Here is a 12126-nt window from a genome sequence, read left to right as displayed (position 1 = left end):
AGGGTAAAAGTGCACTCATGATGTTTGACAAACAAGCCAACCTCAAGTACAAGTTTGGGAATCGACATTTCTGGTCGGAAGGTTATTATGTGAGTACAGTAGAGCTTAATGAAGCCACAATAAGGAAATACATCCAAAATCAGGAAAAGCAAGATATAGCACTAGATAAATTAAGTGTGAAATAATATGAGGATCCCTTTAGGGATAGTGGTAAGTAATACTAAAGCCTCTTTGAGAGGCAAGTGACGAGTCAAGAGCAATGAGGCTTGAACAACGTGAAAGCCAGCGTCTTTAGGCGCTGGCTGGTAATTTGGGCTTATAGCCCTGGGGCAAACCACCCGTTAGACGGGTGGTTATGATTTGTATTTTTAGCTTAAGTTTGGGGAATCATCATAACTATTATAGTAGGCTAAATAAAGAATAGTTCATTTCGACTTCTAAAACATTGCTAGAAATTGATTTGACTCCCCTAATCAATTTGTTTATATCTTATTTCAATCCACTATATTTAACTTAAGTCAACATTTAAAATTAAAACTGACAAGTAGCTATATAAAAATTAGAGTATTATGAACAGAATATATCTTTTCTCCATTTTACTTAACTAATAAGTGTTGTATTTTATGATAGAAAAGTGTTTTCTTCAATGTCTATCTTGATTTTTTGAGTATCCTAAAAGGTTATGCTATACTAGAAATATGTTAGATTTGGAGAAATATGGTGTGACCATGTGGGAAGAGGACAAGATTCTTTCTTTCCGTCAAAAATTATTAGCCTGGTATGACGAAAACAAGCGTGATTTACCCTGGAGACGAAGCAAGAATCCTTATCATATCTGGGTATCTGAAATTATGTTGCAGCAGACTCGAGTTGATACCGTCATTCCCTATTATGAACGTTTTTTGGACTGGTTTCCGACTGTTGAAAGCTTAGCAAATGCAGCTGAGGAACGCTTATTAAAAGCTTGGGAAGGACTTGGCTATTATTCTCGTGTCCGCAATATGCAAACAGCTGCTCAACAGATTATGAGTGAATTTGAAGGCAAGTTTCCGTCAACTTATGCAGGTATTTCAAGCTTAAAAGGGATTGGTCCTTATACAGCTGGTGCAATTTCTAGTATTGCCTTTAACCTTCCACAGCCTGCAGTAGATGGCAATGTCATGCGTGTTTTGGCACGTTTGTTTGAAGTCAATCATGATATTGGAAATCCTAGCAATCGAAAAATATTTCAAGCGATGATGGAAGTTCTAATAGATCCTGATCGTCCAGGTGATTTCAATCAGGCTTTGATGGATTTAGGTTCAGATATTGAGGCTCCTGTTAATCCAAGACCTGAGGAGAGTCCTGTTAAGGAGTTCAGTGCTGCTTACCAACATGGGACCATGGATCGCTATCCCATTAAGGCTCCAAAGAAAAAGCCAGTTCCTATTTTTCTAAAGGCTCTTGTAGTGCAAAATAGTCAGGGTCAGTTTCTATTAGAAAAGAATGAGAGTGAAAAACTCTTGGCTGGTTTTTGGCATTTTCCCTTGATTGAAGTTGATGACTTCTCAGACCAGACTCAGGACTTGGACCTTTTTAGTCAAGTAGCGGAATCAATTTTACAGCTTGGACCATCTCCACAGGAGAGTTTTGAACAAGACTATGATTTAGAAGTTGATTGGAAAGATCTACGTTTTGAAGAGGTCAAGCATGTTTTTAGCCATCGTAAATGGCATATCCAGATAATTGCAGGGCGAGTTGCTGAGTCGCAGGAATACGCTGATAGAGAAGTCCTTTGGTTACGTCCAGAAGAATTTAGCAATTATCCCCTAGCCAAACCTCAACAAAAGATCTGGCAAGCCTACTTGAAAAGAAGCTGATAGTATCGGTCTTTCGTGTCTTCTTTACATTTTTTTGGTATAATGAGATAAGGAAAAAGGTGACTAAATGAAAAAAATACTAATTGTAGATGATGAAAAACCCATCTCAGATATTATAAAATTTAATATGACCAAGGAAGGTTATGAAGTTGTAACTGCTTTTAATGGTCGTGAAGCTCTTGAACAATTTGAAGCTGAGAAACCAGATATTATTATCTTGGATTTGATGCTTCCAGAGATTGATGGACTTGAAGTCGCAAAAACTATTCGTAAGACAAGTAGTGTTCCTATTATCATGCTTTCAGCAAAGGATAGCGAGTTTGATAAGGTTATTGGGCTTGAACTTGGAGCGGATGACTATGTAACCAAGCCATTTTCAAATCGTGAACTACAGGCCCGTGTTAAAGCTCTTCTCCGTCGTACAGATATTGTTTCAGTTGATAGCCAAGAATCTGAAACGAAATTACAAAGTCTGCAGATTGGTGATTTGGAGATTTTACCAGATGCCTACGTGGCTAAGAAATATGGTGAGGAGTTAGACCTAACCCACCGCGAATTTGAACTCTTGCATCATTTAGCTTCTCATCTTGGACAAGTTATTACTCGAGAACATCTTCTTGAAACTGTTTGGGGATATGACTATTTTGGAGATGTCCGTACAGTTGATGTAACCATTAGACGTTTGCGCGAGAAGATTGAAGATACACCAAGCAGACCCGAATACATCCTAACTCGTCGTGGAGTGGGATATTATATGAGAAATAATGATTGAAGTAATTAGACAAACAATTTTGACGAGCGACTTTATCTTTATCCTCATCTTAATTGGCTTTATTCTGTTAGTGTCTTTTCTCTTGCTTGAGAGTCGTCGTGATAATATTCGTTTGAGGCAGATCAATCAGAAAATAAAAGATTTGATTGATGGTGATTATTCTCAGGTTTTGGATATGCAGGGAAGTTCAGAGATTACCAATATCACCAACAATCTTAATGACTTATCTGAAGTCATTCGTCTGACTCAGGAAAATCTGGAACAAGAGAGTAAAAGGTTGCATAGTATCCTGTCCTACATGACAGACGGAGTGCTTGCAACCAATCGTCGTGGTCAGATTATCATGATCAATGATATGGCCAAGAGACAACTTGGAGTTGAAAGGGATGATGCTCTTAATCAAAATATCTTAGAGTTACTCAAGATTGAAGAAGAGTATGAGCTGAGAGAACTTATTACTCAGAGCCCTGAGTTGATGATTTATTCGCAGAATCTTAATGGCGAATATATCAGTTTGCGCGTTCGTTTTGCCTTGATTCGTAGAGAGTCTGGCTTTATCTCTGGTTTAGTAGCAGTTCTACATGATACGACTGAACAAGAGAAGGAAGAACGTGAGAGAAGGCTTTTCGTTTCGAACGTTAGTCATGAGTTGCGTACACCCTTGACCAGTGTAAAATCCTATCTTGAGGCCTTGGACGAAGGAGCGCTGACAGAACCGGTTGCTCCAGACTTTATCAAGGTTTCTTTGGATGAAACCAACCGTATGATGCGGATGGTGACGGACCTCTTGCATCTATCACGGATTGACAACGCAACTAGTCACTTAGATGTTGAATTGATTAACTTTACGGCCTTTATCACCTTTATCCTTAATCGTTTTGATAAAATGAAAAGTCAAGATGAGGAGAAGAAGTACGAGTTGGTGAGAGATTATCCGATTACTTCTGTTTGGATTGAGATTGATACGGATAAGATGACCCAGGTGATTGACAATATCCTGAATAACGCCATCAAATATTCACCAGATGGTGGAAAAATCACTGTAAGCATGAAGACTACAGATGATCAGATGATTTTATCAATTTCGGACCAAGGGCTTGGGATTCCTAAAGAAGATTTACCGAAGATTTTTGACCGTTTTTACAGGGTTGATAAGGCTAGAAGTCGTGCCCAAGGTGGAACAGGACTAGGATTAGCTATTGCTAAGGAAATCATCAAGCAACATAAGGGCTTTATCTGGGCTAAGAGTGAATATGGCAAGGGATCTACTTTTACCATCGTACTTCCATACGATAAAGATGCCGTCAAAGAAGAGATTTGGGAGGATGAACTAGAAGACTAGAATGAGTGATATCGGTTTTAAATACAGTATTTTAGCATCGGGTTCCAGTGGAAATTCATTTTACTTGGAAACACCAAAAAAGAAAATTTTAGTAGATGCGGGACTATCTGGCAAAAAAATTACAAGCCTATTGAGTGAAATCAATCGTAAACCAGAGGATTTGGATGCTATCTTGATAACCCATGAGCATTCAGACCATATCCACGGCGTGGGCGTTCTGGCTCGTAAGTACGGCATGGATCTTTACGCCAATGAGGAAACTTGGCAGGCTATGGAAAATAGTAAGTATCTTGGTAAGGTTGACTCGTCGCAAAAGCATATTTTCGAGATGGGAAAAACCAAAACCTTTGGCGACATCGATATTGAGAGCTTTGGTGTGAGTCATGATGCAGTCGCTCCCCAGTTTTATCGTTTTATGAAGGATGATAAGAGCTTTGTCATGCTGACGGATACAGGCTATGTTAGTGATCGTATGGCTGGCATTGTCGAGAATGCAGATGGCTATCTGATCGAGTCAAATCATGATGTGGAAATCCTGCGAGCAGGATCCTACGCATGGCGACTCAAACAACGCATCCTGTCTGATCTTGGACATCTCTCAAATGAGGATGGAGCAGACGCTATGATTCGCACTCTAGGAAATCGTACCAAGAAGATTTACCTAGGCCATTTGTCTAAGGAAAATAATATCAAGGAGCTAGCCCACATGACCATGGTCAATCAGTTAGCTCAGGCAGATCTGGGGGTAGGAGTAGACTTTCAAGTTTACGATACTTCACCAGACACCGCAACACCATTGACTGAGATATAAAAAAGAAGGCCTATGCCTTCTTTTTTATAGACTATTTTACAACCCAGCAAATTCTTTGATTTCTTGAGCTGACATTGAAGAGTCACAACGGACATTGATTTGTCCATTTTTAACATGAACAAAGCCTGGTACAGTTGGGATTTCATAGCGTGAGCGGAAGTCTTGTAAAGCTTCAAGTTGGCTTGGTTCTTCACTATTGATGAAGTAGATATGTGCATTTGTTTCAGCTACCACACCTGCTAATGTACCTGCAAATTTACGGCAGTAAGGGCAAGTTTTGCGGCCGATAAAGAAAGTTGCTGTTTCTTGATTGTCGAGCGCTTCTTGAGCACGCGCAACTGTTGTCACTTCAAGATCTTTGATGTTTTCTAAAAATTGTTCCATGAGAATACCTCGCTTTTTTTGATAAGACTAGTATGCCATAAAAATGCTAAAAATGCTTAGTTTTGATACGAAAAAAAGATGAGATTGGTTGGTCTCATCTTTTATAGGACTTTATTTTACAAAAGCATTGATTTCTGCTTCGATGTTAGCAATCTTAGCTTGTGATTCTTCGTTGGTTTCACCTACAACTGCAATGTAGAACTTGATTTTTGGTTCTGTGCCTGAAGGGCGAACGGCAATCCATGAACCGTCAGCAAGTGTGTATTTCAACACATCACTTGGAGGAGTTGTTAAGTTTGTAACAGTACCGTCAGCGGCAGTAGAAGTTTGAGCCTTGAAGTCTTCTACGACAGTGATAGCTGTTGTGTTCCATTCTTTTGGAGCATTGTTACGGAATTTAGCCATAATAGCTTTGATTTGTTCGGCACCATCGACACCTGAAAGGGTAACAGAGATTGTCTTTTCAGCGTAGTAACCATATTCTTTGTAGATTTCTTCGATACCGTCAGCAAGAGTCAAACCACGAGAACGGTAGTAAGCAGCAAGTTCAGCAACGACAAGGACAGCTTGGATAGCATCTTTGTCACGCACGAATGGTTTAATCAAGTAACCGAAACTTTCTTCAAATCCCATCATGTAAGTGTGATTGTGTTTTTCTTCGAATTCTTGGATTTTTTCAGCGATGAATTTGAAACCAGTCAGGACGTTGAACATAGTTGCGCCGTAGCTTTCAGCAATCTTCGTTACCAAGTCAGTTGATACGATAGATTTGCAAAGGGCTGCATTTTCTGGAAGAGTTCCAGCGTTTTTGTGGGCTTCCAAGATGTATTTAGCCATGATAGCACCGATTTGGTTACCTGAAAGGTTAAGATAGCTACCGTCTTTTTGAAGGACTTCAACACCAACACGGTCAGCGTCAGGGTCAGTTGCAACAAGCACATCAGCGCCTACTTGGCGACCAAGTTCTTCTGCAAGTGCAAAGGCTGCTTGGCTTTCTGGGTTTGGAGATTTAACAGTTGAGAAGTCTGGGTCTGGAGTTGCTTGAGCTTCTACGACTTGAACAGAGTCAAATCCTGCTTGGGCAAGAGCACGACGAGCCAACATTTCACCAGTACCATGAAGTGGTGTGTAGACAATCTTCATGTCTTTACCAAATTCTTCAATCAAGGCTGGGTTGATGTTTACGTCTTTGACTTCTTTGAGGTATTCTACATCGACAGCTTCGCCGATAACTTCAATCAAGCCAGAAGCTTTTTCAGCTTCCACATCAGCAACCTCAACTGCAAATGGATTTTCGATTGCACGGATATAAGTAGTCAAAGCGTCCGCGTCGTGTGGAGGCATTTGTCCACCGTCTTCACCGTAAACCTTGTAACCGTTAAATGGAGCAGGGTTATGGCTAGCTGTGATCATGATACCTGCGAAACAGTTGAGGTGACGAACGGCAAATGAAAGTTCTGGAGTTGGACGAAGGCTTTCAAATACGTAAGATTTGATGCCGTGTTTAGCAAGAACTGCCGCAGATTCAAAGGCAAACTCAGGTGAGAAGTGACGGCTATCGTAGGCAATTGCTACACCGCGTTCTTTTTCGTTTCCACCTTTTGACTCAATCAAACGAGCCAATCCCTCAGTAGCTTGACGAACAACGTAGATGTTGATGCGATTTGTACCAGCGCCAATCAAGCCACGCATACCTGCAGTACCAAATTCAAGATTTGTATAGAAGGCATCTTCCTTAGTTTTTTCGTCCATATTTTCCAAATCTTGACGAAGGTAGTCTGGAAGCTCCGCAAAATCAACCCATTTCTGGTAATTCTCTTGGTAAGACATTAAAATTCTCCTTTTTATAAATTGTTCTAACCGTTCACATTATAGCACTTTTTAGCGTTTTAGTAAAACGGTAGCATAATTTTCAGAAAAGTAGTGACATATGCCTGTTTATCGAGTCTTGAATGCCTTAGGGAAACATGCTATACTACTTGTATGATTATTTTACAAGCTAATAAAATTGAACGTTCTTTTGCAGGAGAGGTTCTTTTTGATAATATAAACCTACAAGTGGATGAAAGAGACCGAATTGCCCTCGTTGGAAAAAATGGTGCAGGAAAGTCTACATTACTCAAGATATTGGTTGGAGAAGAGGAGCCAACCACTGGTGAAATCAATAAGAAAAAAGATATTTCCCTCTCTTATCTCGCACAGGATAGTCTCTTTGAGTCTGAAAACACTATTTACGATGAAATGCTACATGTATTTGATGACTTGCGTCGTACTGAAAGACAACTTCGACAGATGGAGTTGGAAATGGGGGAAAAGACTGGTGCAGAATTAGACAAACTTATGTCTGACTATGATCGCCTATCAGAAAATTTCCGTCAGGTTGGAGGATTTACCTATGAAGCCGATATTCGCTCTATCTTAAATGGTTTCAAGTTTGACGAATCTATGTGGCAGATGCGAATCGCTGAGCTTTCCGGTGGTCAAAATACCCGTCTAGCGCTAGCCAAAATGCTTCTTGAAAAGCCTAATCTCTTGGTCTTGGACGAGCCGACTAACCACCTAGATATTGAAACTATTGCCTGGTTAGAAAACTATTTGGTCAACTACAGTGGTGCCTTGATTATCGTCAGCCATGACCGTTATTTCCTCGATAAGGTTGCGACCATAACACTCGACTTAACCAAACATTCTTTAGATAGATATGTAGGAAACTACTCAAGTTTTGTGGAGCAGAAGGAACAGAAGCTCGCAACTGAAGCCAAAAACTACGAAAAGCAGCAGAAGGAAATTGCTGCCTTAGAAGACTTTGTTAACCGAAATCTTGTTCGAGCATCGACAACCAAACGAGCCCAATCTCGACGCAAACAATTAGAAAAAATGGAGCGTTTGGACAAGCCTGAAGCTGGGAAAAAGTCAGCTAATATGACCTTCCATTCTGATAGGGTATCTGGTAATGTCGTTTTGACAGTTGAAAATGCTGCTATTGGCTATGATGGTGAAATCTTATCAGAGCCAATCAACCTTGATCTTCGTAAGATGAATGCCATTGCTATAGTTGGTCCTAACGGTATTGGAAAATCAACCTTTATAAAATCCATTGTGGACCAGATTCCCTTTATCAAGGGTGAGAAGCGCTTTGGTGCTAATGTTGAGGTTGGTTACTATGACCAGACTCAGAGTAAACTGACACCGAGCAATACAGTCTTAGACGAACTCTGGAATGATTTCAAGCTGACTCCTGAACTAGAAATTCGTAATCGTCTAGGTGCCTTCCTATTCTCAGGTGATGATGTTAAAAAATCAGTTGGCATGCTTTCAGGTGGAGAGAAAGCTCGTTTGCTTTTGGCTAAATTGTCTATGGAAAACAACAACTTTCTGATCCTTGACGAGCCGACCAACCACTTGGATATTGATAGCAAGGAAGTGCTAGAAAATGCCTTGATTGACTTCGATGGAACTCTTCTATTCGTCAGCCACGACCGTTACTTTATCAATCGTGTGGCCACTCATGTGTTGGAATTATCTGAGAACGGGTCAACCCTTTATCTAGGTGATTATGACTATTATGTTGATAAAAAAGCAGAGCTAGCAGCTAGCCAAGCGGAAGAAGCGGCAGCTGTTAGCCAAGAAAATGAGGTTTCTCCAGTTAATGACTACCAAGCTCAAAAGGAAAGTCAAAAAGAACTTCGTAAGTTAATGAGACAAATTGAAAGTCTTGAGACAGAAATCGAAGAACTGGAAACTCAAGCCCAAGCTATCTCTGAACAAATGCATACCACCAATGATGCAGATGAACTCATGCAATTACAAGCAGAACTGGATAAAATTAGCCAGCGTCAAGAAGAAGCAATGCTAGAGTGGGAAGAATTATCGGAGCAGGTGTAAGATGGAAAATCTTGGAAAAGTTTTTCGTGAATTTCGAATCAGTAAAAATTACTCTCTAAAAGAAGCTGCAGGAGAGGCCTGTTCGACCTCCCAATTATCCCGCTTTGAATTGGGGGAGTCGGATCTGGCTGCATCTCGTTTCTTTGAAATATTAGATAATATTCACGTGACGATTGAGAATTTTATGGATAAGACTAGAAATTTTCAACATCATGAGCATGTCGGCTTGATGGCTCAGATTATTCCACTTTACTACTCAAATGATATTGAAGGTTTTCAAAAACTTCAAGAAGAACAACTTGAAAAGGCTAAGAGTTCAACAAAACCCCTCTATTTTGAGCTGAACTGGATTTTGTTACAAGGTCTGATTTGTCAAAGAGATGCTAGCTTCACTATGAAGCAAGGTGATCTGGATAAGGTGGCAGATTATCTTTTCCAAACAGATGAATGGACCATGTATGAGTTGATCCTCTTTGGCAATCTCTATAGCTTTTATGATGTGGACTATGTTGCTCGACTTGGTAGAGAAGTGATGGAGAGGGAGGATTTCTACAAAGAAATTGGACGCCATCGAAAACTGGTCTTGATTTTAGCCCTTAATTGTTACCAGCATTGTTTAGAACATCTTGCTTTTGAAAATGCCAGCTACTTTGAAGCGTATATAGTGAAGATCATAGGTAAGAGCATCAAACTCTATGAGCGTAATGTTTTCCACTTTCTTAAAGGCTTTTCCCTTTATCAGAAGGGCCAAAAAGAAGAAGGCTGTAGCCAAATGCAAGAGGCCATGCGTATTTTTGTCCTACTAGGTCTTCCAGAGCAGGTAGCCTACTATCAGGAACATTATGATAAATTTGTAAAAGATTAATTTTCCCAAATATGGGAAAAATGAGAAACTCCTCCAAGTTTTGATACAATAGTTTCAAAATTTGAGAGGAGTTTTTATGAATCGATACGCAGTACAGTTAATTAGTCGTGGAGCTATAAACAAGATAGGAAATATGCTCTATGATTATGGAAATAGTGTTTGGTTGGCATCGATGGGAACGATTGGGCAAACCGTTCTAGGGATTTATCAGATTTCTGAACTCGTTACATCCATTCTAGTTAATCCTTTTGGTGGAGTGATTTCAGACCGTTTTTCTCGTCGCAAGATTTTGATGACAACAGACTTGGTATGTGGGATTCTTTGTCTGGCCATTTCTTTTATCAGAAATGATAACTGGATGATTGGAGCTTTGATCTTTGCTAATATTGTTCAAGCCATTGCCTTTGCATTTTCTCGAACTGCCAATAAAGCTATTATCACAGAAGTTGTAGAAAAAGACGAGATAGTGACCTACAATTCACGCTTAGAGTTAGTTTTGCAGGTTGTAGGTGTTAGCTCTCCTGTGCTTTCTTTTCTTGTTTTACAATTTGCTAGTCTTCATATGACGCTCTTACTAGATGCTCTGACTTTTTTCATTGCTTTTGCTCTAGTCGCTTTACTTCCAAAAGAAGAACCAAAGGTTCAAGAGCAGAAGAGTTTCACCGGGAAAGATATTTTTGCAGATATCAAAGATGGCTTGCACTATATCAGGCATCAAAAAGAAATTTTCTTTCTCTTGTTAGTGGCTTCCAGCGTTAATTTCTTTTTTGCGGCCTTTGAATTTTTACTCCCTTTTTCAAATAAACTCTATGGTGTTGAAGGAGCCTATGCGACTATCTTAACCATGGGTGCAATTGGCTCAATAATTGGAGCACTGATAGCAAATAAATTTAAATCGAGTATGAATACACTTTTGTTCTTATTGATCCTCACAGGAGTAGGAGTTTTCATGATGGGCTTACCACTGCCTAATTTTCTTACTTTTTCCGGAAACCTAGTTTGTGAATTATTTATGACAGTTTTTAATATTCACTTCTTTACTCAGGTACAGACTAAAGTTGACGGAGACTATCTGGGGAGGGTATTGAGTACCATTTTTACACTGGCAATTCTCTTTATGCCGATTGCAAAAGGGTTAATGACCTTTCTACCAAGCGTTCATTTAGGTTCCTTTTTAATTATCGGTCTTGGAGTTATTTTACTTTCGTTGATATCGATAGTATATATTCAAAGACAGAAGAAGGATTCGAGTGAGCAAAACCAAAATTGAAGATGAAATTGAATAAATTAATTGTCTAACTTTTTGGGGTCAGTACACTTGAAGTCTTGATATTATGCGTTTTTTAATTTTAAAGACTTTTTAACTATTTTCTACGATTTGTTAAATTTATCAAGGTAAAAAAATGCTACAAGACAGTAGCCCTCCTGAAGTTTCTATCTTATTTTTAATACTAATTGAGTTATAAAAGGGCATGCTCAAATTACACCTCATCTGTATACAATAAAATGGACCAGGTGATAATTTTAGGGAATTGACCGATTACAATAGTATAGATCCGTAAATGCCATCTGCTTCAGTCTTTTTTTCTGTTAATGTAGTATAATAAAGGGTGTAGGGATTCTATTTTTTAATAGGATTTTTCCAAGTTAAGATTAGTCATTTTATGGAGTTAAAAGCTAGCTCAGAGGTGATAAAGTTGACTGAATTTAAGAGCTTATGAAAAATTGCGGGGAAGTATTGACCAACTCGCTCGTTTTACGGATAAATCTTTTGATCTTGTCCTTTGCCATAATGTTTTAGAATATATAGGTCCTAATGACCGAAAAGACTATATTCTGGAGTTCAAAAGAATTTTAAAAGATGATGGCTTGATTTCAATTATCAAGTATAATCAAGTTGGAAAAGTTCTACAAAGTGTTATTTTTGCTAATGATATCAATCAAGCATTTAGCTTACTCAATGGTGAAAACTTTGAGAGCCTATCTTTTGCAAGTGGTTCTACTTATACGATAGAGGAATTATTAGCTTTGTCTGGTCTTAAATTAGAAAACTATTTGGGGATTCGAACATTTTACAGTCTACAACCAAATGAATTTAAGAGTAAAGAAAACTGGTTAGAAGAAATGACAAAGATTGAACTTGCAGTATGTGATTTAAAACCTTATAAAGATATTAGACTTCCTGCGAAACTAGAATCCTAGTTCACG

11 protein-coding genes are annotated in these 12126 nt (G+C 39.0%); 9 read left to right on the top strand and 2 right to left on the bottom strand.

Annotated elements, in window-relative coordinates; all coding sequences use genetic code 11:
- From HMPREF2837_RS00100 to HMPREF2837_RS00080, 5 genes are all read left to right on the top strand, one after another.
- On the top strand, positions 1–185 hold a 185-nt coding region (locus tag HMPREF2837_RS00100), incomplete at its 5' end, for a transposase (RefSeq protein ID WP_186823190.1).
- A gap of 513 nt (positions 186–698) precedes the next feature.
- Entirely contained in the window at positions 699–1859 is a 1161-nt protein-coding gene (mutY, locus tag HMPREF2837_RS00095) for an A/G-specific adenine glycosylase (RefSeq protein WP_049548321.1), read from the top strand.
- Between the two features lie 67 nt (positions 1860–1926).
- The gene (gene yycF, locus HMPREF2837_RS00090; RefSeq protein WP_049548320.1) at positions 1927–2631 is read left to right on the top strand and encodes a response regulator YycF; all 705 of its coding nucleotides are present in this window, start codon (positions 1927–1929) and stop codon (positions 2629–2631) included.
- Complete coding sequence (vicK, locus tag HMPREF2837_RS00085; RefSeq protein ID WP_049548319.1) at positions 2624–3973, top strand: cell wall metabolism sensor histidine kinase VicK; 1350 nt, start codon at positions 2624–2626, stop codon at positions 3971–3973. Before yycF ends, vicK begins: the two co-directional genes overlap by 8 nt.
- A 1-nt stretch (position 3974) precedes the next feature.
- Positions 3975–4784 carry an MBL fold metallo-hydrolase gene (locus HMPREF2837_RS00080; RefSeq protein WP_049548318.1) on the top strand — a complete coding sequence of 270 codons (810 nt, stop codon included), beginning with the start codon at positions 3975–3977 and terminating at the stop codon, positions 4782–4784.
- A 36-nt stretch (positions 4785–4820) separates the two neighbouring features.
- Here HMPREF2837_RS00080 and HMPREF2837_RS00075 read toward each other — a convergent pair whose 3' ends face one another.
- Together HMPREF2837_RS00075 and HMPREF2837_RS00070 are read right to left on the bottom strand one after the other, a co-directional pair.
- Complete coding sequence (locus HMPREF2837_RS00075; protein ID WP_049548317.1) at positions 4821–5168, bottom strand: DUF6568 family protein; 348 nt, start codon at positions 5166–5168, stop codon at positions 4821–4823.
- Between the two features lie 111 nt (positions 5169–5279).
- Positions 5280–6998 carry a phospho-sugar mutase gene (locus HMPREF2837_RS00070; protein WP_049548316.1) on the bottom strand — a complete coding sequence of 573 codons (1719 nt, stop codon included), beginning with the start codon at positions 6996–6998 and terminating at the stop codon, positions 5280–5282.
- Positions 6999–7151: 153 nt separating this feature from the next.
- Between HMPREF2837_RS00070 and HMPREF2837_RS00065 the strand changes: the two genes are divergently transcribed.
- From HMPREF2837_RS00065 to HMPREF2837_RS00050, 4 genes are all read left to right on the top strand, one after another.
- Positions 7152–9053, top strand: coding sequence for an ABC-F family ATP-binding cassette domain-containing protein (locus HMPREF2837_RS00065; RefSeq protein WP_049548315.1), 1902 nt, complete (start codon positions 7152–7154; stop codon positions 9051–9053).
- A gap of 1 nt (position 9054) precedes the next feature.
- Positions 9055–9918, top strand: a complete 864-nt coding sequence (locus HMPREF2837_RS00060; RefSeq protein WP_049548314.1) for an XRE/MutR family transcriptional regulator — start codon at positions 9055–9057, stop codon at positions 9916–9918.
- A gap of 76 nt (positions 9919–9994) precedes the next feature.
- Positions 9995–11188 carry an MFS transporter gene (locus tag HMPREF2837_RS00055; protein ID WP_049548313.1) on the top strand — a complete coding sequence of 398 codons (1194 nt, stop codon included), beginning with the start codon at positions 9995–9997 and terminating at the stop codon, positions 11186–11188.
- Positions 11189–11643: 455 nt separating this feature from the next.
- On the top strand, positions 11644–12120 hold the full coding sequence (locus HMPREF2837_RS00050) for a class I SAM-dependent methyltransferase (protein WP_053090644.1): 477 nt from the start codon (positions 11644–11646) through the stop codon (positions 12118–12120).
- Positions 12121–12126 lie beyond the last annotated feature (6 nt).

It is taken from the genome of Streptococcus sp. HMSC071D03 (genome assembly GCF_001812125.1).
Lineage (GTDB): Bacteria > Bacillota > Bacilli > Lactobacillales > Streptococcaceae > Streptococcus > Streptococcus pseudopneumoniae_N.
Note: the sequence above shows the minus strand (reverse complement) of the source record. Positions and strands in the feature narration are given on the sequence as shown.